The sequence below is a fragment of the Kineosporia sp. A_224 genome (genome assembly GCF_002198655.1).
Taxonomy (GTDB): Bacteria; Actinomycetota; Actinomycetes; order Actinomycetales; family Kineosporiaceae; genus R-H-3.
This window is the reverse complement of the sequence record NZ_MWLN01000232.1, coordinates 1-23,815: the sequence shown is the minus strand read 5'-3', so window position 1 is coordinate 23,815 and position 23,815 is coordinate 1. Positions and strand designations below refer to the sequence as shown.

The window sequence follows — 23,815 nt, the reverse complement described above, 5'->3', positions numbered from 1 at the left end:
CGGGCGCTCAGATCGACAGGACGTCGACGGCGTCCGCCCGGGTGTGCCCGTAGCGCAGCGCGGCCGCCTGGTCCCCGACCTTGCCGGGGAGCAGGTGGTACGCGACCCGGTTCGCGGTGCTGCGGACCCAGGGCAGCCCGGTGAGCAGCCCGTGGCTGGCCATCTTCGCCTGGACCCGCATGTCGGGGCCGAGCAGCGCGAGCCGGCCGAACCCGTCGGGGCGGTCCTCGACGTTGCGGGCGACCGCGAGGTCGAGGAGGGTCTCGGTGTCCCCGCTGAGGACGGAGTCGACGACGAGCCGGCGCAGCGGGTCCCGCCCGGAGAGCACCCGCTCCGGCACGTGCTCGAGGAACGCACGGGTCAGCTCGAGGAACCGGGCCAGGTACGGCTCGTCGGCCGCGGGCAGGAAGGTGACCATCCGCCGCAGGTCGATGTCGACGAACTTCGCGTCGTGCGCGTCCCGCAGCGCATGCGACCCGCTGGCCTCCGCGAGGTCGTCGATCGCGCGCAGCGACGCCATCCGCTGCTCGAGGCTGTCGTGCTCGTCGAGCCGCTGCGTGATGGAGCGGTCGGGCCCGGTCCGCCGGCGCCACACGTAGACCGGATCGGCGACGACGTCCGTGCTCGTCGCGGCGAGGTGCATGGCGAAGGCGACGGGCATGTCCTCGTAGACGACCCCCTCGGGGAAGGTGATCCCCGCGGCGTCCCACGTCGTGCGCCGGATGACCTTGTTCCAGACGGTGCTGTCGTAGACGAGCCGGGTGTCCCGGGTGATGTGCCCCCGGGAGAGCGGCTCGCTCAGCGAGAGCCGGTGCAGCTGGGACGTCGTGAGGGACTCGCCGTCCCACCGGCGCACCGCGCCCGCGACGAGGTCGGACCCGGTCGCCCGGGCCGAGCGGAGCAGCCGCTCGTAGGCCCGACGGGGCAGCAGGTCGTCCCCGTCGAGGAACGTCAGCCAGGTGCCGGTCGCGTGCCGGACGCCGACGTTGCGGGCGCCGCCGGGGCCGGCCGCGGGATCGCCCTCGACGACCTTCCAGCCGTACCGTCCGGCCACCGTGGCGGCCGCGACCTTGCCCGTCTCGTCGTCCGCGTCGCCGACGACGACGACGACCTCGATGCTCCCGCGGAGCGTCTGGTCGGCGAGCGAGTCGAGGCACTGCCCGAGGTAGGGGGCGACGTCGTGGGCGACGACGACCACCGACACGTCCGGGCTGCTCACAGCGTTCAGGGTCTCACCGATCGACGGCGTCGCACAGCGAGATGATCACTTTTTGCCGACGAACCATCTACGGAGAGTGTCGATTCGGGCGCGGAGCTCGTCCGCGCTCGCCTTCGGGACCTCGGGCCCGCCGCACTCGGACCGCAGTGCGGCGTGGACCGTCCCGTGCGGCTGCGACGTCCGTCGGGCCCAGGCCCCGACGAGGCTGTGCAGCTCCTTGCGCAGCGCGGTGAGCTCGCGGTGCATGGACACCTCGACGACCCGGCCGCCCTCGCCGCCGCCTGCCTTGGCCTTGCGGCTGCGGGCCGCGACCTGGTCGGCCTGGCGCTGCCGGAGCAGCGTCGTGACCTGCTCGGGCTCGAGCAGCCCCGGGATGCCGAGGAAGTCCTGCTCCTCGTCGCTGCCGACCTCGGCCTGGGTGCCGAACTCCTGCTTGTCGAAGAGCACCCGGTCGAAGGTCGCCTGCGCCTCGAGGGCCTCGAAGGCCCCGTTCAGCTCGTCGGAGGCCTTCTCCTCTCGGTTGGCCTTCTCGAGGAGGTCCTCCTCGGGCGACCAGTCGTCGTCGGCCTTCGCCGGGCGGTCGAGCGCGTGGTCGCGCGCGACCTCGAGCTCGGCGGCGAGCGAGAGCAGCACGGGCACGCTCGGGAGGAACACCGACGCCGTCTCGCCGCGCTTGCGGGCCCGGACGAAGCGCCCGACCGCCTGGGCGAAGAACAGCGGCGTGGACGTCGACGTCGCGTAGACCCCGACGGCCAGGCGCGGGACGTCGACCCCCTCCGACACCATCCGGACCGCCACCATCCAGCGCTGGTCGCCGCCCGCGTAGGACTCGATCGCGTCCGAGGCGCTCGGGTCGTCGGACAGCACGACGACCGGCTTCTCCCCCGTGATGCCGTGGAGGATCTTCGCGTAGGCCCGGGCCACGGTCTGGTCGGTCGCGATGACGAGGCCGCCGGCGTCCGGGACGCCGCGGCGCACCTCGGTGAGGCGCTTGTCGGCCGCGTGGAGCACCGACGGGATCCACTGCCCCTTCGGGTCCAGGGCCGTGCGCCAGGCCTGCGCGGTGACGTCCTTCGTCAGCGGCTCGCCGAGGTTCGCGGCGATCTCGTCGCCGGCCTTGGTGCGCCAGCGCATCTGGCCCGAGTAGGACAGGAAGATCACCGGCCGGACGACGCCGTCGCGCAGCGCCTCGCCGTAGCCGTACGTGTGGTCGGCCCGGCTGCGGCGGATGCCCTTCTCGTCCTCCTCGTACTCGACGAAGGGGATCGGGCTCGTGTCGGAGCGGAACGGCGTACCCGTGAGGGCGAGCCGGCGGGCGGCCGGGTCGAAGGCGTCCCGGACGGCGTCGCCCCAGCTCAGCGCATCGCCGCCGTGGTGGATCTCGTCGAGGATGACGAGGGTGCGCGCCGCCTCGGTGCGGGCCCGGTGCAGGAGCGGCCGGGTCGCGACCTGGGCGTACGTCACGGCGACGCCGTCGTACGAGCGGCCGTGCGAGCCCTGGTTGTTCTTGAACGTCGGGTCCAGGCGGATGCCGACCCGGTGCGCGGCGTCGGCCCACTGCTTCTTGAGGTGCTCGGTCGGGCAGACCACGGTGACCCGCTGGACGGTGCCGCGCTCGAGGAGCTCGGTGGCGACCCGCAGGGCGAACGTCGTCTTGCCGGCGCCGGGCGTCGCGACCGCGAGGTAGTCGCGCGGCGTGGAGCGCAGGTAGTCCGCGAGGGCCTCGGCCTGCCAGGCACGCAGCTTGCCCGCGGTGCCCCAGGGCGCCCGCTGCGGGAAGGCCGGCGGCAGGTGCGAGGCAGCCGCGGCGCTGGCGTGGCGGGGCCCCGAGAGCGACCCGATCGCGCCGTCGGACGGGCTCTGCACCGGCCCCGCTCCCCCTGCGCTCACGAGGACAAGACCGTAGTCGAAGCGCCGGGACGACTCACCGGGGGCCGGGGTCATGGCGTGCCGGACAGGGCCGTGGTAGGCCCCGCCCAGCACGCTCACCCGACCGGGTCGGTGCCGGACGTCACACCGGTGTGGTGGTCGTCCTGGCGTGCCGGCCGTCCTCTGGCGGGTTCTGCACCGCGTCGAGTTGCGCCACCGTCCTCTGGCGGGTCAACGACCCTGGACCCGAGTCTTGGGGTGCGTACGGCACCAGAGGACGGACGTCACGACGACCGGCCCGTCGTCCGCCGCGCGACCGGCGTCCTCGCGGCGTTCGCGACCCGGCGCGCCACGAGGGCGCTGAAGACCCCCGTCCCGCCGAGCACCGCCCACAGGAGCGCGAAGACGGCGGCGTCGGCGCCGTCCGTGGTGTGCCGCGCGGCGAAGATCGCACCGGCGACGCCGATGCCGAGGACGCTGCCGAGCGCGTCGCCGATCTGCAGGGCCGCACTGTTGCGGCCCTCCTCCCCCGGCACGGACAGCCGCAGGGTCAGCACGCTCGTGCTCGACATGGCCAGCCCCATCCCGGTGCCGGCGAACGCCCACACGAGCGGGAGCACCCAGACGGGCACCGCCGCGAACGGCGTCGAGACGAGGGCGAGCGTGCAGGCACCGACGACGGCGCCGCCGACCGACAGCAGCTGGGTGCGGCTCAGCGGCAGCGAGCTGCGGCCCTGGATGAACGACCCCACGGACCAGCCCACGGCGCCGGTGGTGAGCGCGACCCCGGCGAGCGTCGGGCTCAGCCCGCGTTCGGTGACGAGCATGAGCGGCACGAAGGTCTCGGCGCCGAAGAAGGTGCCGGTGAACATCGCCCGGCACACGACGAGGCTCGCCAGGCCGCGGGCCAGGCGCAGGGTCCGGCGCGGCAGGAGGCCAGGGGTGCTCGCCGCCCCGAGGAGCAGCCCGGCGACGACGACCGGGGCGGCGGGCAGCCCGCCCCCGCCCTGCAGGCCCCACTGGAGCAGGCCGGCCCCGAGGGCGAGGCCGCAGCCGTGCGCGAGCCGGCGCAGGCCCCCGAGCTCGGAGACGGCGCCCGGCTGCGGCACGACGGCGTCCGGGCGGCCGGGACCGGGCGGACCGGCCCCGGGCTGCGGCGCGGAGTCCGGGGCGTCGTCCGACCCGTCGTCCGGCTCGTCGTCCGGCTCGTCGTCGTGGAGCGTGCGGGTCCGGGCCCAGAGCACGGGCAGCGGCAGGAGCGCGAGCGGCGGCACCGCGAGGAACACCAGCCGCCACGTCAGCTGGGTCGCGAGGAACCCGGCGACGGGCGGGCCGAGCACGCTCGGCAGCACCCAGGCCGCAGAGATGACCCCGAAGGCCTGGGGCTGCAGGCGTTGCGGGTAGACGGCCGCGACGACGACGTAGAGCGTGACGACCTGCAGGCCGCCGCCCAGCCCGGAGACGGCGCGGCCGACGAGCAGCACACCGAAGCTCGACGCGGTCCCGGCGACGACGAGCCCGCCCGAGAACAGGAGCAGACCGACCGCGAGCGGCTCGCGGGGGCCGCGGGCGTCGTTCCAGCCGCCGGCCGCCACGACGCCGAGCAGGGACGTCGTGAGGAACAGGGAGAACGCCAGGCCGTACTCGCGCAGCCCGCCGAGCGCCTGGGCGGCGACGGGCATCGCGGTCGAGACGGCCATCGCCTCGAAGGCGACGAGCGTGACGAGCGTGACGATGCCCGTCGTCGCGGTGCGGTACCGCGGTGCCCAGGGCGAGTGCGGACCTGCCTCCTGGACCGTCAGCCCTCAGCCCTCAGCCCTTGGCCCCGTCGTCGTTGCCCTCACGGCTCCTCAGACCGTCGATGATCGCCTTGCACGCCGGGCAGACCGGGAACTTGTTCGGGTCGCGACCCGGCACCCAGACCTTCCCGCAGAGGGCGATGACGGGCTCGCCGGTGAGCGCCGACTCGAGGATCTTCTCCTTCTTCACGTAGTGCGCGAAGCGCTCGTGGTCGCCCGGCTCGACCTCCTGCTCCAGGAGCTCGCGCTCGAGGGTCGCGGTGGTCCCGCCGTCCGGGGACGACGGCATCGGCAGCGGCTCAGGGGGCATCGTGCTCACGCCGACACTTTACGGGGCCGGGCAACCCCTGCGCGTCACCGCACCCTGGTCACGGGGACGGGAACCGCACGACGACCCGGGTCTGCTTGTTCGCGGCGACGGAGATCCTCCGTGCCAGTGCGCGGTCCGCGACGAGGGCGCCGTCCCTGCCGAGCCAGAGCTCCTCGGACGACGGGTCCGTCGTCTTGAGGAGGACCTGCGACGTCGGCAGCCCGTGGACGACACCGGAGTCGTCACCGAGGAGGTCGATCCCCCACCCGACCGGGGCACCGCTGCGGGTGAAGACGTCGTAGGTCTTGAAGAACTCCGGGTCGGCGCCGCGGGCGGTGACGGTGAGCGTGGCCTCCGGGGCGAGCGCCGCGTCGAAGCGGAGCGTGCGGTAGTGGGCGAAGAGCAGGCGCTCGGCGTCGGCCGGGTCGCTCGCGCGCCCGCTCCACTGCCACGCGTACGGCTGGTCGGCCTCGGTGTAGACGGTCACGAACTGACGCTGCCGGGCGATGTTGGCGATGCGGTAGCGGCCGTCCGCACCGGTGTGTGCGGTCCACCGCCCCTCGCCGGCACCCAGCCGCGCCGAGAAGCCTCCGACGACGACCCAGGCCCCCGTGACCGGACGGCCGCGGCGGTCGGTGATCCGACCGGTGAGGACGGCGCCCTGCGGCACCCGGGTGGCGCCGACGTCGAGGGTGCTCCCGGCGACGACGGTGACCGTGCGGGCGGCGGCCTGCGTGTCGACGCCGGGGTGCCACTGGTCGAGGTGCGTGTCGTCGCCCCCGACGAGAACCGTGTACGCGCCGGGGTCGATCCCGGCGACGGTCCACGTGCCGTCGGCCTCGGTGACGCCGGACGCGACCGGCGAGGTCTCGCCGACCGGGCCGGCGAAGACGTCGACGCTCAGGCCGCCGAGCGGGGCGCCGGAGCGGGCGTCCACGGCCCTACCGGACAGCGAGCCCGCCGGCGCCAGTGCGACGTCGACGACGATGCGGGACCCGGGCTCCGGAGCGATCTCCCGGCTCGTGCGGGCGAAGGCCTTGGTCGGGTCGACGACCCAGAACGTGCCGGGGCCGGACGGCACCTCGCGCTCGTAGGTGCCGTCCGCGGCCGTCTCGCCGAGACCGAACGCCTGGCAGCTGTCGACGTTCGAGGGCGGCGGGTCGAAGAGGACGCCGACGCAGATGCCGGCGAGCGGGCTGCCGTCCCTCGCGTCGGTCACGCGCCCGGTGGCCGTGGCCGGGACCGGCAGGCCGCAGCAGCCGGGCAGGGTGTCGTCCACGGTGAGGGTCTCGCGGGCGGCGGCGGTGAACACCGTCGCCCCCGCGGGGTCCGTCGCGCCGGGGACCCACTGCGTGAGCCCGGAGAACGGGTCGACGACACGGACGACGTAGCTGCCCGGCGGGACGAGGACCGACCAGCGCCCGGCGGCGTCGAGGAACGTCTCGTTGACGGTGCCCAGCGGGTCGTCGACCGGGGTGACGTAGACGCTCGTCGACGGCTGCGCCGTGCCGTCGGACAGCAGCACGGTCCCGCGGAAGGTGGCACCGGGCTCCAGCCCCTCGACGATCTCGGCAGGGGCCGTGAGGGTGCGGGTCGTCTCCGCGGGCGGCAGCAGCCCCGTCGACGCCGGGACCGTGAGCGTCACGGTGTAGTCGGCGCCGTCCACGAGACCGGGCACGGCGAGCACGTCGGGCGCGGCGTCGAGGCAGTCGCTGCCCGCGTCGTCGGAGTTGGCGTCCTGGACGAGCAGGCACGTCCCGACGGCGGGGGAACCGGTCCCGGCATCGGTCACGACCGCCGAGATCGTGCCGGGGACGACCGCGGCCTGCGCCGGGCCGGCGGCCGGCACGACCGCCGCGACGAGGAGGCCGGCGAGGGCCACGACGACGGAGAGCGTGCGCCAGGGGCCGCGCCGTCCCGCTGCGACGAAGAGATCCACCCGTGCCTCCCGCCCTGCGGCCGGGGCCGCAGCATCCACCGAACGGACGATGTGATCACCGTCACCGTACGTCCGACGGGAGACCCGTGTGATCCGTTCCGCAGGATCATGCGCAGCCCGGGCGCGGCCGCTGGGGGCCCCGGCTCAGTTGTCGACCGGGTCCACCGGGTAGGTCGCCATGAACGCGAGGTCTCCGCGCTGCCGGCGCAGCACGTCGGCCCACAGCCGCTGCGGCTCGTCGCTGAAGGGGTCCCGGGCCTCGGCGTCGACGACGAACCAGGCACCCTCGTCGATCTCCGCCTCGAGCTGGCCCGCGCCCCAGCCTGCGTAGCCCGCGAAGATCCGCAGCCCGGCGATGCCGCCGACGACGACCTCGGGCGGGGTGTCGAGGTCGACGAGGCCGAGGGCGCCGATGATCCGCTTCACGCCGACCGGCTCGGTGGCGTCCCCGGGCACCGCGACCACCCCGAGCGCCGAGTCGAGCTGGACCGGGCCGCCTTTGAAAAGCCGGCCGGGGGCCGTGACGTGCGGCTGCCACACCGGGAGCACCTTGTCGACGTCGACGTCGAGCGGCCGGTTGACGACGATGCCGAGGGCGCCCTCGTCGTTGTGGTCGAGCATGAGGACGACGGTCCGGTCGAAGTTCGGGTCCGTGAGCAGCGGGGTGGCGACGAGCAGCCGGCCCGTCAGGCGCTCCGTCAGCGCCATGCCCTCGTCCCCATGCGCCCCATCATTCCCGGTCCGCGGCCCCGCGGTCAGCCGGGGTCGCCGGTCGGTCGCCGCCGACCGGCCACCGGCGCAGCGCGAGCCCCGCGAGCAGCAGCCCGGTGAGGTCCGCGAGCGCGTCGGGGACGTTGCCGTCCCGGTCGAGCAGCGTGCCCTGCACGACCTCGCTGACCCCGGCGTGGACGGCGAGCACCGCGGCGAGCGGCCGCACCGCGACGCCGGCCCGGGCCCCCGCCCACAGGACCGCGCCGAAGACCGCCGCGTGGACCAGCTTGTCGACCGGCAGGCTCGTCCCCGTCGACACCGGCCGCGGCCAGTAGAGGACGACGAGCTGGACGACGACCGTCAGCGCGAACAACGGCGCCGCCCACCGGGAGCGGGCGCTCACCCGTGCCCGCCGATGTCGTGCGTCGGCCCGCCGGTGTGGTGCGGGTGGACGTGCCGGGCGGTCCCGGCGCTGCGGGCGGCCCGCTCGACGGCCGCGGCGACGACCTTCGTCACGTCGGGGTGGAAGACGCTCGGCACGATGTACGCGGCGTTGCGCTCGTCGTCCCCGACGACCTCGGCGAGCGCGGTCGCGGCGGCGAGCAGCAGGTCGGTCGTCACCGTCCGGGACTGCGCGTCGAGCAGCCCGCGGAACACCCCCGGGAACGCGAGCACGTTGTTGATCTGGTTCGCGAAGTCCGAGCGGCCGGTCGCGACGACGGCGGCGTACCGGGAGGCCGCGACCGGGTCGACCTCGGGCACCGGGTTCGCGAGCGCGAAGACGACGGCCTCCTCGGCCATCGTCGCGATGTCGTCGCCGTCGAGGATGTTCGGCGCGGACAGGCCCACGAACACCTCGGCGCCCTTGAGCGCGTCGCGCAGCGTCCCCGTGACGCTGCGAGGATTGGTGTTCTCCGCCGTCCAGCGCAGCGACTCGGCCAGCCCCGGGCGGCCGACGTGGACGACGCCCTCGACGTCCGACACGACGACGTCCTTCGCCCCCGCGGCGAGCAGCAGCTTGAGCACCGCCGTCCCGGCCGCGCCGGCCCCCGACATGACGAGCCGGACGTCCTCGAGCCGCTTGCCGACGACCTTGAGCGCGTTCGTCAGCGCCGCGAGGGTGACGATGGCCGTGCCGTGCTGGTCGTCGTGGAAGACCGGGATGTCGAGCGCGTCGCGGAGCCGGGCCTCGATCTCGAAGCAGCGCGGCGCGGAGATGTCCTCGAGGTTGATGCCCGCGAACACCGGCGCGAGGTGGATGACCGTCTTGACGATCTCGTCGGTGTCCTGCGTGTCGAGGCAGATCGGGAACGCGTCGATGTCGGCGAACCGCTTGAAGAGCGCGGCCTTGCCCTCCATGACGGGCAGCGCGGCGAGCGGGCCGAGGTTGCCCAGGCCGAGCACCGCCGAGCCGTCGGTGACGACCGCGACGGTGTTGCGCTTGATGGTGAGACGGCGGGCGTCCTCCGGGTTCGCGGCGATGGCCTCGCAGACCCGGCCGACGCCGGGGGTGTAGATGAGCGACAGGTCGTCGCGGTTGCGGATCGGCACCTTGCTCTCGATGCTCAGCTTGCCGCCGAGGTGCACGAGGAACGTGCGGTCGGAGACGCGCTCGATGTCGACGCCCTCCAGGGCGCGCAGCGCGTCGACGACGGACGTCGCGTGGTCGCCGCCGCGGGTCGCGCACGTGACGTCGACGCGGACCCGGTCGGCGCCGGACGCCGTGACGTCGAGCGCGGTGACGACGCCGCCGGTCACCTCGATCGCGTGCGTCAGCTCGCTGACGGCCGTCGGCCGGGCCGGCAGCTCGAGGCGGATGGTGATCGAGTACGAGACGCTGGCGGCCGGGGTGTGCGCCGCCGCGGGCGCGCCGGAGGGGCTGGTCGGTGCGGTGGACATGGGACGACATCCTCACGGTTACCCGGGCGTAGCCCGGTATCGGGGCGGTGTGACGTTCGGCGGTGTGACGTTCGGCGGTGCGACGTTCGGCGGCGTGACGTTCAGGGGCGGCGGCGGTACTCCACCTCGGGGCGGCCCGCCCCGCCGTACCGGGTCGCCCGGTCGACGAGGCCGGCCCCGGTGAGGTGCTCCAGGTAGCGGCGGGCGCTGACGCGGGACATCCCGAGCCGTTCGCCGACCTCGCCGGCCGACAGCGCGGGCCGTTCCTCCGGCGGGCGCGCGGGGTCCGGTTCGAGGAGCCGGACGACGGCCTCGAGCGACTCGCGGGACAGCCCCTTGGGCAGCCGGTTGGCGGCCGCGACCCGCAGGCTGCCGAGCATCCGGTCGACGTCGTCCTGGCCGCCGACCGTGCCCTCGGCGGCGACCTCGCCGCGGTAGGCGGCGTACCGCTCGAGCCGCTCGCGCAGGGCCGCGAAGACGAACGGCTTGAGCAGGTACTGGACGATCCCGGCGGACACCGCGGCCCGGACGACGGACAGCTCGCGGGCGCTCGTCACGGCGATGACGTCGGCGCTGCGGCCGGCAGCGCGCATGGCGCGGCAGACGTCGAGGCCGTGCATGTCGGGCAGGTTCATGTCGAGCAGGACGAGGTCGACGTCGCCGAGTGCGAGCAGCCGCAGCGCGTCCTGGCCGAACCGGGCCCGGCCGGCGACGACGAAGCCGGGCACCCGCTCCACGTAGGAGCAGTGCGCGTCGAGCGCGACGGGGTCGTCCTCGACGACGAGCACCTGGATCGATCGTTCGCGGGGACCGGGGCGCTCCGGGGCGCTGCCTTCCCCGCTCACTCTGCTTGATCGTTCGCGAGGACGAGGGCGCTCCTCGGCGCTGCCTTCCCTCCTCCCTCGCACGGGCAAGAACGGCCCGTACTCGCTCGTCAGTCCAGGCACCGCCGCGCCCCCGTCCTCGCTCACAGGGGCAGCCGAACAGTGAAGACAGCACCGGGTGTGCCGTCGTCCGCCGGGCCGGGCGAGGAGACCGTGACGGTGCCGCCGTGGCGGTGCACCGCCTGCCCGACGAGCGCCAGCCCGATCCCGCGGCCGACGAGGCCGCCGTCCGGCTTCGTCGACCAGCCCCGGGTGAAGGCGCGGTCGGCGTCCGCCGGGTCGAGGCCGGGCCCGCTGTCGGCGACGGTCACGACGAGCTCCTCGCCGCCGCCGGCGTCCGGTACCCGGACGGCGCTGACGACGACACGGCGCGGCGGCGGTGCCGACAGCGCCGCGTCGAGCGCGTTGTCGAGGAGGTTGCCGACGATCGTCACGAGGTCGCGCGGGTCGGCGACGTCCGCCGGGACGTCGAGGGCGCCGGGAACGAGGTCGACGCCGCGCTCGGCGGCCTGGGCGGCCTTGCCGAGCAGGAGCGCCGCGAGCACCGGCTCCCCGACCGAGCCGACGACCCGGTCGGTGAGCTCCTGGACGCCGGCGAGCTCGGCGGTCGCGAACTCGAGGGCCTGCTCGGGCCGCCCGAGCTCGATGAGCGAGACGACGCTGTGGAGCCGGTTCGCGGCCTCGTGGGCCTGCGACCGCAGCGACTCCGCCAGGCCCCGTACCGAGTCCAGCTCGCCGGTGAGCGCGAGCAGGTCGGTGCGGTCCCGCAGGGTGACGACGGTGCCGAGCCGGCGGCCCTCCCAGACCGCCGGGGCCGCGTTGACGACGAGCACCCGGTCCCCCGCGAGGTGCACCTCGTCGGACCGCTCGGCCCCCTCGCCGAGCGCGGCCCCGAGCGCGGCGGGCAGCCCGAGGTCGGACGTCGCGCGGCCGACGGCGTCGGCGGCCAGGCCCAGCAGGCGCAGCGCCTCGTCGTTCGCGAGCTCGAGCCGCCCGTCCCGGCCGACGATGAGCAGCCCCTCGCGGACCGCGTGCAGCACGGCGTCGTGGTACTCGTACATCGCCTTGAGCTCCGCGGCACCGAGGCCGTGGGTCTGCCGCCGCAGCCGCCGGCTCAGCAGCCACGCCGCGGCCGCGCACGCGGCGAGCACGACCGCGCCGGCGGCGAGCAGACCGCGCACCTGCCCGGCCAGGCCGCGGCCGACGCTCTCCAGGGTGATGCCCACGGAGACGAGCCCGACCACCCGCCCGGGCCGGCCGCCGTCCGGCGCGAGGACGGGGACGACGGCCCGCACCGACGGGCCGAGGGAGCCGGTGAACGTCTCGGTGAACGCCCGGCCCTGCGCCGCCGGCTCGATGTGGCCGATGAACTGCTGGCCGATCCGCGCCGGGTCGGGATGCGTGAAGCGCCGGCCGGCCGGGCTCATGACGACGACGAAGTCGGTGCCGGAACCGGCCCGCACCGACTCCGCGTAGGGCTGCAGGGTCGCCGACGGGTCGGCCGCGGTGACCCCCTCACGGACCTCCGGCGCCTGGGCGACGGCGAACGCGACGGCGAGGGCGCGGGCCCGGGCGGCGTCGAGGGCGGTCCCGCGGGCCTGCACGTACGCGGCCGCGACCGCGACCGCGACGACGACCGCCAGACCGAGCGCCATGAGGGCGAACAGCTGGCGGGCCAGGCTCCAGCGCCTCGGGTCCACGGCCCCAGTGTGCCGCGACGGCACCCGCCGGGCAGTGGTCGGCGCCACGTACGCAATGAACACAAGGCAGACCGCGGGCGCGGCCCGCTCACATCCTCGACCCACGCCCCGAACGAGGAGGTTCCGCCATGGCGCACCCGGCAGACTCGCCGACGCAGAGCACGTCCACCGCCGGCACGACCGGCCGCAAGGACCGCACCCACTACCTGTACGTCGCGGTCATCGTCGCGGTGCTCGCCGGCATCGCCGTCGGTTTCGCCGCGCCCGAGGTCGGCAAGGCGCTCAAGCCGCTCGGCACCGGATTCGTCGCGCTCATCAAGATGATGATCTCGCCGGTCATCTTCTGCACGATCGTGCTCGGCGTCGGATCGGTGCGCAAGGCCGCCCAGGTCGGCAAGGTCGGCGGGCTCGCCCTCGGGTACTTCCTCACGATGTCGACGGTGGCGCTGGCGATCGGCCTCGTCGTCGGCAACATCGTCAAGCCCGGCTCGGGCCTCGCGCTCGGCCAGGACCTCGCCGGCTCCGGCGCGGCGGCGGCCGGCGACGGTCACGGCTCGACCGTGGACTTCCTCCTGGGGATCGTCCCGACGACGCTCGTCTCCGCGCTCACCGAGGGCGAGGTGCTCCAGACGCTGCTCGTCGCGCTGCTCGTCGGGTTCGCGCTCCAGGCGATGGGCCGCACCGGCGAGCCCGTGCTGCGCGGCGTGAAGCACCTCGAGCGGCTCGTCTTCCGGGTGCTCGCGATGATCATGTGGGCGGCCCCGGTCGGCGCGTTCGGCGCGATGGCCGCCGTCGTCGGCGCCACCGGCATGGACGCCCTGAAGAGCCTCGCGCAGATCATGCTCGGGTTCTACGCGACGTGCCTGCTCTTCGTCGTCGTCGTCCTCGGCACCCTGCTGCGGGTCGTCGCCGGCCTGAACCTGTTCTCGCTGCTGCGCTACCTGGGCCGCGAGTTCCTGCTCATCGTGTCGACGTCGTCGTCGGAGTCGGCGCTGCCGCGGCTCATCGCGAAGATGGAGCACCTCGGCGTCTCCCGCCCGGTCGTCGGCATCACGGTCCCGACCGGCTACTCGTTCAACCTCGACGGCACCGCGATCTACCTGACGATGGCGAGCCTGTTCGTCGCCGACGCCATGGGCAAGCCGATGTCGATCGGCGAGCAGGTCTCCCTGCTCGTCTTCATGATCATCGCCTCGAAGGGCGCCGCGGGCGTCACCGGTGCCGGGCTCGCGACCCTCGCCGGTGGTCTGCAGTCCCACCGCCCCGACCTCGTGGACGGCGTAGGCCTCATCGTCGGCATCGACCGGTTCATGTCCGAGGCCCGCGCCCTGACGAACTTCGCGGGCAACGCGGTCGCGACCGTCCTCGTCGGGACGTGGACGGGCGAGTTCGACCGCGGCCGCGCCGAGCAGGTCTTCTCCGGCGCACTCCCCTTCGACGAGGCGTCGATGCTCGACGACCACGACGCGGACGAGGCTTCCGCCGGTACCGCGCCCGCCACGGCCGACGTCCGCGAACCGGCGACGGTCACCCGCTGACCCTCGCCCCCTGACCGCTGGTGCGGTCAGGGGGCGAGGACGTCGGGGAGGCGCGCGGGGTGGCCGTCGATGAAGCCCTGGTACTCGTCGCAGCCCATCTCGCGCAGGGCGTCGAGCTGGTCCTCGCGCTCGACGCCCTCGGCGACGACGACCAGGCCCATGCCGTGACCGAGCCCGAGGACCGCCGAGACGACGGCGCAGGCGTCGGGGTCCCGGGGCATGTCCGCGACGAACGACCGGTCGATCTTGATGATGTCCACGGGCAGCGTCCGCAGGTACGACAGCGACGACCAGCCCGTGCCGAAGTCGTCGAGCGCGACGGACACCCCGAGCCGGCGCAGGTCGGTGAGCACGCTGCGGGCCTGCGCGGGGTCGTCGACGAGGGCCCCCTCGGTGATCTCCAGGACGACGCGCCACGGCTCGAGCCCGCTCGCCGCCAGGGCGCCGTCCACCTTCTCGACGAAGCGCGGCGCCGAGAGCTGGCGCGGCGAGACGTTCACCGAGACCGTGACCCGGCGGTCGTCGACGAGGGCCACCTCCGCGAGTGCCTGCTGCAGCGCCCAGCCGCCGACCTCGACGATCCGCCCCGTGCGCTCGGCGATCGGCACGAAGACGTCCGGCGGGACGGCGCCGAAGGCCGGGTGCGTCCAGCGCAGCAGCGCCTCGACGCCGGCCAGCCGCCGGTCCCCGCAGTGCCGGCGCGCCTGGTACCGCATGGACATCTCGCCGTTGCCGATCGCCCGGCGCAGCGCGCTGGCGTACTCGAGCCGGGAGGAGATGTCGACCCGCAGCCGGGCGTCGAAGAGCTCGTGCCGGCCCCGGCCGCGCTCCTTGGCGTGGTACATCGCCGTGTCGGCGTCCCGCAGCAGGGTCCCGACGGGGTCGTCCCCGGGCGGGCGCCGGTCGACGACGGTGACACCGATGCTCGCCCCGGGCGCGACCTCGGCGTCGCCGACGGTGATCGGCTCGGACAGCGCCTCGACGAGCCGCTCGGCCGTCGCCCGGGCGCGGCCGACGTCCGGCACCGGGATGACGACGACGAACTCGTCCCCGCCGAAGCGCGCGACGACGTCCGCCTGCCGGCAGCGCTGCCGCAGCCGGCGCGCGACCGCGACGAGCACCTGGTCGCCGACGGAGTGCCCGAGGCCGTCGTTGATGTCCTTGAAGCCGTCGAGGTCGCAGAAGAGGACGGCGAGCATCCGGTCGCCGTCGAGCCGTTCGACGCTCGCGCCGAGCCGCTCGATGAGCGCCGCCCGGTTCGGCAGCCCGGTGAGCTCGTCGTGGGTGGCCCGGTGGCTCATCTCGTCCTGGAGCCGGCGGCGCCAGGAGACGTCGGACTGCACGACGACCGCACCGCCGGTCTCCTGCAGGCCGGTCACCTCGACGGCCGTGGCCCGCTCCGGTCCGCTCTCGAAGCAGCGGCACTCCAGGCGCGCGACGGTGCGGGCACCCCGGAGCACCTCCTCGACCTCGACGACGAAGCGCGAGACGTCGGCGAGCCGGCTGCGGCGCAGCGCGGCGACCCAGTCCGAGCCCTCGGCGACCGGGCCGCACACGCAGTGGTCGCGCTCACCGGTCCCGGCGACCCACCGGCTGTTGCCGGCAAGGACGACGCCCGCCGGGTCGACGACGGCCGCGCGGCTGTCGAGGGCGTCCATGAGGTCGCGGGTGAACCGCGCCTGCGCCGACGCCGCCGACCGGGCCGCGATGACCTCGGTGAGGTCGCGGTCGACGGCGACCATGCCGTCGACGCCGCCGCGGGAGTCGCGCGTCGCCGTGACGCTGCTGTCGACCTCGACGACGGCGCCGGTCGCCGACCGTACGAGGAGCCGGCCGTTCCAGGCGCCGGTCCGCAGCACCTCGTCGGCGACGTCCGCCGGGGTGCCGCCGGGGTGCTCGGCGACGACGAGGTCGGCGAGCGGGCGGCCGATCGCGTCGTCGGCGGCGATGCCGTAGATCCTCGCCGCCGCGGCGTTCCAGGCCGTGACGCGGCCCGCCCGGTCGACGGCCACGACGGCGTCGCTCACGGCGTCCATGAGCGCCGCCTGCCGGCGGACCTGGGCCAGGAGCAGCGCGGTCTCGAGCGTCGTCCCGGCGCGCCGGCCGAGGACGAGCGCGACGTCGACGTCCTCCCCGGAGAACGGCCGGTCACCGGGCGCCCGGGTCACGGCGAGCGCCCCGACCGGCGAGCGACGGCCCCAGACCGGCACGACGGCCGCCGACCCGACGAGGTGCTCGCGCAGGGTCGTGGCGAAGGCTCCCGGGAGCGCCTCGGCGTCGCTGACGACGACGGGCCGGCCGGTGCCGGCGACGTGCCGGGCGAGGGCGAGGACGGTGCCCGCGAACCGGTCCTGCGGCGCGCGCGCCAGGAGCGCGGTGACGGCGGCGGCCCGGAGCGGGTCGTCGTGGTGGGCGACGCTGACGTGCGGGGAGCCGTCGCCGTCCGGCCAGGTCCACACGACCCCGAGGTCCGCGGGCAGGTCGGCGGCGGCCCGGGCGAGGACGGCCGGGACGGTGTCCGCGGAGTCGGCGACGGCCGCGAACCGGTCGCCGAGGTCAGCCATCCGGCGTGCGCGGTCGATCGGCACGGCGCGGCGCAGCACGCTGACCGCGTCGCTCTGATCCGTCCGCGACACCCGAAGCTCCCTAGCGAAGAGTGCATGAAAGGTAGCACTCTGTCACGGAATTGTCAGACGTCGATGCTGGAACGGGACATTGGGTGACCCCGTCAGCAGGGCTGCGGGTAGCCCTCGGCCAGCAGCGTCCGGTCGATCCGCCACTGCCCGTCCGCGCGCAGGAGGGTGTAGGTCACGCGCCACCGCGAGCACGTCTGGCCCCCGGGACCGAGCCGGTCCTCCTGGGTGCTGCTGAAGTCGACGACCGCACGCAGCGCGCCGCCCTCCCCCGGCGTCACCACCGGCGGTGCCGGCGTCGCGGGGGTCGTCGTCCCGCCGGGCGTCCGGGTCGGCGACGAGCCGGCCGGCGCCGACGGCGACGCGGCGGCCGTCGTCGGGTCCGCCCCGGGCGCGACGACCGAGACCTGCCGGACGGCGACGTCGAAGATCTGGCTCGACCGCTCGGCGGCCGACCACTGCTCCAGGGTCTGCCCCGCCCGGGCGTTCGTCGTGAGCAGCCCCCACGCCTCGGCGTAGCGGCCGCTGTTGATCGCCGAGGCGTAGGTGCCGTAGAAGTCGGCGACGACGGCCCCGGGGCCGGGTCCGCTCGCGTCCCGGACGACGACCCGCGACTGCGGCGGGCCGACCGGGGCGTCGCAGACGTCGGCGACGTCGACGGTCGTCGTGAGCTTGCGCCACCGGGCGACGAGCGGCGCCGCCTGCAGGGCGCTCACGGCGTACCCGGTGTTCTTGTCCGCGAGGGAGCGGCCCTCGACGAAGCCGACGACCGACCCGTCGGCGGCGAGCAGCGGGCCGCCGCTGTCGCCGCCCTCGAACCCGCCGTCGACCCGGATGAGGTCCCGGACGACCTGGTCCGGGCCGGCCGACGCCGCAGGCCCCGAGACGTCGAGGCTCTGCCCGGTGCCGGTCACCGTGCGGCGGACCGGGACGAGCGGGCCGTCGAGCGGGTACCCGAGTGCTGCGACGTCCGACCCGACCGCGGGCTCGGCGGCCGCGAACCGGAACACGTGCCCGTCGAGCCGCTTGGAGGACCGGACGAGCGCGACGTCGTGGACGCTGTCGAGCCCGACGACCCGGGCCTCGGCCTCGGTGCCGTCGTCCCGGCGCAGCAGGATCGCGTGCGCCCCCTCGACGACGTGCGCGGCGGTGACGACGAGGTCGGGGCCGACGAGGAAGCCCGTGCCCGCACCGCCGAGGACGCACGCGGTCGTCTCGATCCGGACGACACCGTCCGAGACCTGCCCGAAGAGCGCGGGCAGGTCGAGCCGGGCGCCGCCCGTGACGGCGACGGGGCTCGTGACACCCGTGGGGACGCCGACGGCGGGCAGCGCCACCGCGTCGTCCGCGGTGACGCGCAGGACGACGAGCGTCGTGGCCACGGAGACGACCGCCGCGACGGCCGCGCAGAGCGCCACGACGCGCGGCGTCGTCCAGCCCTGCACCCCCTGCACCCGAGCCTCCCTGCGTCGCCGACCCGTGTCCTGCCCCCCGGCCGTCATCATCCGCCCCGCTCAGGCCTGCGCGGGGGCGGTCTCGCGAGCCGGTGCCGCGACGTCACCGTCCGTTCGCCGCGTCTTCTCCCGGAGCAGGGCCACGAGCCGGTGCAGCACGGCACCGACCGGCACGACGAGCGCGAAGATCCCGGCGGCGACGATCCCGTCGAGCCACCAGTGGTTGGCCGTCAGCGTCACCGCGAGCACAGTGAGGACGGTGTGCAGCGGGCCGACGAACCGCCACCGGCTCGGGCTCGCCCACCAGACGTACCAGCCGACGACCACGGCCCAGCCCACGTGCACGGACGGCATCGCCGACAGCTGGTTCGCCAGGCCCGCGTCGAACGTGCCGTAGACCGAGCGCCCGTTGGCCATCGCCGTGTCGACGAAGCCGAGCGCGGGCAGCAGCCGCGGCGGGGCGACCGGGACGATCTGGACGAGCAGGCACGTGAGCGTGAGGAGGACGACCGACGTCCGGACGCGGGCGAACCACTCCCGGTGCCGCCACCACAGCCACACGAGGAACAGCGCCATCCCGTTGAGGTGCGCGTAGGCGTAGTAGGTGTCGAAGAACCAGACCACCTGCGGGTGCGGGAGCACGGCCGCCTGGAGCGTGACCTCGTCCGGCAGGTGCAGCCGGCCCTGGAGCGCGTAGACGGCACGGCCGCGCTCCATCGCGCCGTCCTTGCGGGTGTGCACGAGTCCGCCGACCCGCTGCCACAGGGCGAGGAGCGCCATGACGACGGCGAACTGCTGGGCGAAGGCGGCGACGACGTCGGTCCAGCGGTTGCGGAACAGCCGGCACACGAGGAGCACCGCGAGCAGGACGAGGGCCGTGGTCAGCGAGAGCTGCCAGCTGGGCTTGAGCTGGGGCACCGGTCAGCCCGCGGGAGCCGGTGCCGGGCCGTCGGCCGGCGCGTCCTCGGGGGGCGTGTCCGGGGACGCCGTCCCCTCCGGCGCAGCGGCGGCGTCGACCGCGTCGTACGGGCCGCCGATGCTCCCGTCGGACCCGATGAGGATGTTCAGCCACCGCGAGCCGGGGTCGACGTCGATGAGCAGCGCCTTCGCGAGCAGCGTCAGCGGGATCGCCAGCAGGGCACCGAGCGGCCCGAGCACCCAGGCCCAGAACGCGGTCGCGAGGAACGTCACGGTCGTCGAGAGCCCCACGACGTCCCCGACGAACTTCGGCTGGATGATCGTCTGGATGACGACGTTGATCGCGCTGTACGCGACGACGACGAGGAGCATCTCCTGCACCCCGCCGTCGAGCAGGCCGAGCAGCGCCGGCGGGACGAGCCCGACGACGAACCCGATGTTCGGGATGTAGTTCGTGATGAACGACAGGACGCCCCAGAGGATCGGCAGCGGGACGCCGATCCAGGCGAGGACGGCGGAGTCGAGCACCGCGCAGATCAGCCCGAAGATGCTCGACACGACGAGGTAGCGCCGGGTGCCGCTCGCGAACGCACCGAGGGCGTGCGCCACCCCGGGCCGCAGCGGGGCGACCGCCGCCACCCGGGCCCCGAAGCCGGCGGCGTCCAGGCCCATGAAGAACAGCAGCGCGAGCAGGAAGAAGAGCGTCGTCGCCAGGCTCGACAGGCTGGACAGCACGGTGGAGACGACGCCCGCGACCTTGCCGAGGTCGATCTGGTCGACGATGCCGTTGATCTGGTCCTGGCCGACGCCGTACCTGGCGAGCAGGTCCGTGACCGCGGTGAGCTGCTTCTGGGCGGCGTCGCTGTACTGCGGCAGCACGGTGGCGAACCGGGCCAGCGAGACGACGAGGATGACGACGAGACCGACGAGCACGGCATAGACGAGCAGCAGCACCGTGATCGTCGAGAGCCAGCCGGGCAGCCTGCGCGCCCGCATCGCCTCCTGGACCGGTGACACGGCCACGACGAGCATGAGCGCGAGGAAGACCGGGCCGAGCATCCAGGCCAGGCTGCGCATGCCCTCGACGGCGACGATCGTGCCGGCGGCGCCGAGGACGACGACCAGCCCGCGGGGCAGCACGGGCGGGGTCGGCACGGCAGCCGCGCCGGCGGCAGCCTCGAGGTCGGTGCGCCCGGTCATGGGCGCCAGGGTAGCCGCCGCCCGGACGTCGTCAGGCGACGACGACCGCACCCGCCCCGCTCAGCCGCTCGACGGCGGCGCGCAGGAAGGTGGTGACCTCCGCCGGGGCCCCGGCGAACTGCAGCCCGACCTCGTCGGCGTCGCCGACCGGGCTGCGGTGCGCGACGGTCGCGTCGAGGCGGAGCTGCCGGCCGTCGAGGGAGCCGTCGAAGACGACCCGGTCGCCCCGGTCGAGCAGCTCCGGCGGGGCGATGTAGCAGCGGACGCCGCCCTCGGCGAGGTCGAGCAGCCGGACGGTGACGTCCCGGCCGCGGTGCGTGAGGGTTGCGTCGCCCTCGACGCGGACCCGCCGCTGCCGACGCCGCTCGAGCCGGTCGGTGAGGCTCGACATCGACTCGACGCGCTCGATCGCCGCGGAGATCGTCGTGTCGAGCAGCCCGACGACGTGGTGCTGGTCGGCCGCGACGCTCGACAGCACCGCGGTCGCCTCGTCGACGCTGCCGATGCCCTGGCCCATCTCGTGGATCGCGTGCGCCATCCCCTCGGCCTGCTCGCGCAGCCGCCCCACGGTCGCGGTGATCTCGACGGTCGATCGGCCGGTCGTCGCCGCGAGCTCCTTGACCTCGTTCGCGACGACGCTGAACCCGCGGCCGGCGCTGCCGGCCCGGGCGGCCTCGATCGTCGCGTTGAGGGCGAGGAGCCGGGTCTGGTCGGCGACCCCGGCGATGAGGTCGGCCATCCGGCCGACCTCCCGGAGGGAGTCGCCGAGGTCGCCGACGACCTGCTGCGCGAGGTCGGCACGCCGGACGACCTCTCGCGTGACGACGTCCGTCGACGACACGCTGCGGTCGATCGTCGCGGCGGCCGCGCGGACGGCGGCGACCTGCTCGACGACGCTGCGCAGCTCCTCGGAGACCGAGGTCGCGGTCTCGTCGATGATGTCCTGCGCCCGGTCGCGGACCTGCCGCTCGGCGGCGCTCTGGGACTCCATGCGGTGCCGGAGCTCCTCCTCGCGCGCCGTCTGGGCGGCCGCGAGCTCGTCGGACTGCTCGGCGAGCCGCTGCCGGGTCGTCGCGACGGCCCGGCCGAGGTCCCCGAGCTCGTCGCGGCCCGCCGGCAGCGGGTGCTCGGTGCGGTCCCCCTCGGCGAGCGCGGTGACGGCGGCCAGGGCGCGGTCGACGTCGGACGAGGTCCGCCACCAGACGCCCGCCGCGAACCAGGCCGCGGCGAGCAGGCCGGCCGCGGTGAGGGCGAGGGTGCGGGTGCGGTCGGCGACGAAGCCGCCGATGCGGGTCTCCAGGAGCGCCTGGAGCCCGTCGGCGGCCGGTCCGACGGCGGCCGCGGCGGCGTCGGCGGCCGGGGCGGGGTCGAAGCCCGAGGTCTTCGTCAGCGAGCCGGTCACGGTCCCGGCGTACGCGTCCGCCGCGTCGGCGAACGCCACGAGCCCGGCGAGCCGGTCGGCGAGCGCCGGGTCCTTCGTCTGCTCGGTCGCCGTCGTCACGTCGCTGCGCAGGGCGGCGGCGGCCCCGGACACGGTCCCGGACCGGACGGCCTGGGCGGCGACGAGGTCGTCGCTGCCGGCGGCCTCGCCGGCGGCGGCCGCCGCGGCAGCGGCCACGAGCACCTTCGGCACCTGCACGACGAGGGCGTCCATGACGTAGAAGGAGTCGAGGTCGGGGTCGAGGATGAGGTTCGAGGTGTTGCCGACCTGGGTCACGAGGTCCGCGAGCGACCCGACGACCACGGCCCGCCCCTGCGGGCCGGTGGCCCCCGCGGCGCCCGCAGCGGTCCGGACGGCGTCGAGCTGCGTCGCGAGGTCGAGGCCCGGCTCGGCGGCGGCCGCACGCTCGATCGCGGCGACGTCGACGGTGCGCCCGGCGACGGCGTCCGCGGCGGCCGCGAGCACCGGCCGCAGCACGCGCACGCCGGACTCCTCGGCCGCCGAGAACGCGATCTGGCCGCCGACCGCCGACGAGTACGCCCACGTCGCCCCGACGCCGGGGACGAGGAGCACCAGGACGAGCACGGCGAGCCGGGCGCTCGTGCGCAGCCGGCTCGACGCCGCGACGACCGGGCGGAGGACGACGGGGACTGCGGCGCTGCGCCGGCTGCCGGACACGGGTGACCCCCAGGTGCTTGACGATCTTCCTCAGGGGTGTCGGTCGTGCCACCGGTGGTGCCTGACCTGCACCGACGGACGTCACCCGTTCGGAGCAGGGACGACCAGGGTCAGGCGGAGCAGGCGAGGTCGGCGGCCGGCTCGGCGCCGTCGACGTCCCGGGCGGGGATGAGCCCGCGCCAGCCGCAGGCGCACATGACGTCGAGGCGGCCGGGGACGACGGCGGAGTGCCCGACGACCTCGAGCGCGTGGCCGAAGCTGTCCTGGTGGGAGTGGACGATGCTGCGTGATGCCGCGCAGGCGTGCGCGGCGAGGACGACGAGGCCCATGCGTCCCCTTTCCGGTGCGGTGCGGAGCGGCCGGGGCGCCGTCTGCTGGCTGGTGGTCGGTGGTCGGTGGTCGGTGGTGCCCGCCGTACGCACAGCGTCGACGAGGCGGTCGCCGTCCGGGTGAACCGTCGGCAGACGGGTGTCGAACCTTGACCGACGCCGCCGGGCCTGCTGTGCCAGGCTTCGCCTGACGCGCCGGGCGGCCCGGTGCGGCCGCTGGAGGCCGAGGAGGTCCGGGTGTCCCGACCCGTGCGCTGGGGTGTGCTGTCCACCGCGCTCATCAACGACAAGGTGCTCGCCGGAGCGGCGCAGTCCCCCGAGGTCGAGGTGCTCGCCGTCGCGAGCCGGGACGGCGAGCGAGCGCGCGCCTACGCCGACGCCAAGGGCATCGAGCGCTCGTACGGCTCGTACGAGGCGCTCCTCGCCGACCCGGACGTTGAGGCCGTGTACATCCCGCTGCCCAACTCGCTGCACCACCCGTGGACGCTGCGGGCGCTCGCGGCCGGCAAGCACGTGCTCTGCGAGAAGCCGTACAGCCGTCGTCCGGCCGAGGTCGCCGAGGGCTTCGCCGCCGCCCGCGAGGCGGGTCTCGTGCTCTCCGAGGCGTTCATGTGGCGCTACAACCCGCAGACCCGTGCCGTCGCAGGCCTCGTGCGCGACGGCGCGATCGGCGACCTGCGGCTCGTCGTCGCCTCCTTCAGCTGGCCGTGCCCGGTCGACGGCGACATCCGTACCCGGCCCGACCTCGACGGCGGCTCCCTCATGGACGTCGGCTGCTACTGCGTCAGCGCCGCGAGACTCCTTGCCGGGGAACCGGTCTCGGTCACCGCGCAGTCGACCGTCGGCCCGCACGGCGTCGACGCCCACCTCGCCGCGACGCTGCGGTTCGCCGACGGCGTCGTCGCGCACGTCGACTCCGCCTTCCACGTCCCCGACCGCAGCCACCTCGAGGTCGTCGGGACGACGGGCACGATCCGGGTCCGCGACCCGTGGCACTGCGTCGACCCCGGGGTCACGGTGACGGGCCTCGACGGCGTCGCGCGCGACGTGCCGGTCGAGACGGTGAGCTCCTACCGGCTCGAGCTCGAGGAGATGAGCAAGGCGATCCGCGGCGAGCCGAACGTGCTGCTCGGCGAGGCGGACGCACTCGGCCAGGCCCGCACGATCGAAGCGCTCTACCGGGCGGCCGACGAGGGCGTCGCCGTCACGCTCTGACGGTCACCCCTGACGGTCACCGCAGTCCGAGCAGCCGGCGCCACCACGGCCGCCGCCCGGCCCGGGCCCGTCGTCGAGC

18 protein-coding genes are annotated in these 23,815 nt (G+C 75.0%); 2 read left to right on the top strand and 16 right to left on the bottom strand.

Annotation, left to right across the window (positions count from 1 at the left end; genetic code table 11):
- Positions 1–7: 7 nt before the first annotated feature.
- The 10 genes from EDJALFJO_RS31500 to EDJALFJO_RS31455 all read right to left on the bottom strand — a co-directional run bounded on the left by EDJALFJO_RS31500 (position 8) and on the right by EDJALFJO_RS31455 (position 12,330).
- Positions 8–1,219: a glycosyltransferase family 2 protein gene (locus EDJALFJO_RS31500; RefSeq protein ID WP_088290581.1), complete on the bottom strand. Its 1,212-nt coding sequence runs from the start codon at positions 1,217–1,219 to the stop codon at positions 8–10.
- Between the two features lie 45 nt (positions 1,220–1,264).
- Positions 1,265–3,085 (bottom strand): DEAD/DEAH box helicase, encoded by a 1,821-nt coding sequence (locus EDJALFJO_RS31495; protein ID WP_369812598.1) that lies wholly within the window; start codon positions 3,083–3,085, stop codon positions 1,265–1,267.
- Positions 3,086–3,372: 287 nt separating this feature from the next.
- Positions 3,373–4,824, bottom strand: a complete 1,452-nt coding sequence (locus EDJALFJO_RS31490) for an MFS transporter (RefSeq protein ID WP_255392600.1) — start codon at positions 4,822–4,824, stop codon at positions 3,373–3,375.
- A 76-nt stretch (positions 4,825–4,900) separates the two neighbouring features.
- The gene (locus EDJALFJO_RS31485; RefSeq protein WP_088290596.1) at positions 4,901–5,197 is read right to left on the bottom strand and encodes a DUF3039 domain-containing protein; all 297 of its coding nucleotides are present in this window, start codon (positions 5,195–5,197) and stop codon (positions 4,901–4,903) included.
- A 58-nt stretch (positions 5,198–5,255) separates the two neighbouring features.
- Complete coding sequence (locus tag EDJALFJO_RS31480) at positions 5,256–7,136, bottom strand: carboxypeptidase-like regulatory domain-containing protein (RefSeq protein WP_088290579.1); 1,881 nt, start codon at positions 7,134–7,136, stop codon at positions 5,256–5,258.
- Positions 7,137–7,280: 144 nt separating this feature from the next.
- Positions 7,281–7,844, bottom strand: coding sequence for a YqgE/AlgH family protein (locus EDJALFJO_RS31475; RefSeq protein WP_088290578.1), 564 nt, complete (start codon positions 7,842–7,844; stop codon positions 7,281–7,283).
- A 22-nt stretch (positions 7,845–7,866) separates the two neighbouring features.
- A complete protein-coding gene (locus EDJALFJO_RS31470; protein WP_088290577.1) occupies positions 7,867–8,250 on the bottom strand; it encodes a hypothetical protein in 384 nt (127 codons plus the stop codon).
- Positions 8,247–9,746 (bottom strand): NAD-dependent malic enzyme, encoded by a 1,500-nt coding sequence (locus tag EDJALFJO_RS31465; RefSeq protein ID WP_088290576.1) that lies wholly within the window; start codon positions 9,744–9,746, stop codon positions 8,247–8,249. Before EDJALFJO_RS31465 ends, EDJALFJO_RS31470 begins: the two co-directional genes overlap by 4 nt.
- Before the next feature lie 101 nt (positions 9,747–9,847).
- Positions 9,848–10,591: a response regulator gene (locus tag EDJALFJO_RS31460; RefSeq protein ID WP_233150147.1), complete on the bottom strand. Its 744-nt coding sequence runs from the start codon at positions 10,589–10,591 to the stop codon at positions 9,848–9,850.
- A gap of 122 nt (positions 10,592–10,713) precedes the next feature.
- Positions 10,714–12,330, bottom strand: a complete 1,617-nt coding sequence (locus EDJALFJO_RS31455) for a sensor histidine kinase (RefSeq protein WP_233150146.1) — start codon at positions 12,328–12,330, stop codon at positions 10,714–10,716.
- Positions 12,331–12,458: 128 nt separating this feature from the next.
- Here EDJALFJO_RS31455 and EDJALFJO_RS31450 point away from each other — a divergent pair, with 128 nt between their 5' ends.
- Positions 12,459–13,868: a cation:dicarboxylate symporter family transporter gene (locus EDJALFJO_RS31450; RefSeq protein WP_088290575.1), complete on the top strand. Its 1,410-nt coding sequence runs from the start codon at positions 12,459–12,461 to the stop codon at positions 13,866–13,868.
- A 26-nt stretch (positions 13,869–13,894) separates the two neighbouring features.
- Here the strand turns inward: EDJALFJO_RS31450 and EDJALFJO_RS31445 are convergent, their stop codons facing one another.
- From EDJALFJO_RS31445 to EDJALFJO_RS31420, 6 genes are all read right to left on the bottom strand, one after another.
- Positions 13,895–16,504: an EAL domain-containing protein gene (locus EDJALFJO_RS31445; protein ID WP_088290574.1), complete on the bottom strand. Its 2,610-nt coding sequence runs from the start codon at positions 16,502–16,504 to the stop codon at positions 13,895–13,897.
- A gap of 92 nt (positions 16,505–16,596) precedes the next feature.
- A complete protein-coding gene (locus EDJALFJO_RS31440) occupies positions 16,597–17,955 on the bottom strand; it encodes a trypsin-like peptidase domain-containing protein (protein ID WP_158220641.1) in 1,359 nt (452 codons plus the stop codon).
- 60 nt (positions 17,956–18,015) lie between these two features.
- Positions 18,016–18,873: a phosphatase PAP2 family protein gene (locus EDJALFJO_RS31435; protein WP_088290572.1), complete on the bottom strand. Its 858-nt coding sequence runs from the start codon at positions 18,871–18,873 to the stop codon at positions 18,016–18,018.
- A gap of 3 nt (positions 18,874–18,876) precedes the next feature.
- Entirely contained in the window at positions 18,877–20,073 is a 1,197-nt protein-coding gene (locus EDJALFJO_RS31430) for an AI-2E family transporter (protein WP_198950824.1), read from the bottom strand.
- Between the two features lie 31 nt (positions 20,074–20,104).
- Positions 20,105–22,192 carry a methyl-accepting chemotaxis protein gene (locus tag EDJALFJO_RS31425; RefSeq protein WP_088290571.1) on the bottom strand — a complete coding sequence of 696 codons (2,088 nt, stop codon included), beginning with the start codon at positions 22,190–22,192 and terminating at the stop codon, positions 20,105–20,107.
- A gap of 110 nt (positions 22,193–22,302) precedes the next feature.
- Positions 22,303–22,521, bottom strand: a complete 219-nt coding sequence (locus EDJALFJO_RS31420) for a hypothetical protein (RefSeq protein WP_088290570.1) — start codon at positions 22,519–22,521, stop codon at positions 22,303–22,305.
- 237 nt (positions 22,522–22,758) lie between these two features.
- On the opposite strand from EDJALFJO_RS31420, the gene EDJALFJO_RS31415 reads away from it, so the two are divergent.
- Complete coding sequence (locus tag EDJALFJO_RS31415) at positions 22,759–23,736, top strand: Gfo/Idh/MocA family protein (RefSeq protein ID WP_158220640.1); 978 nt, start codon at positions 22,759–22,761, stop codon at positions 23,734–23,736.
- The last annotated feature ends 79 nt before the right edge of the window (positions 23,737–23,815 follow it).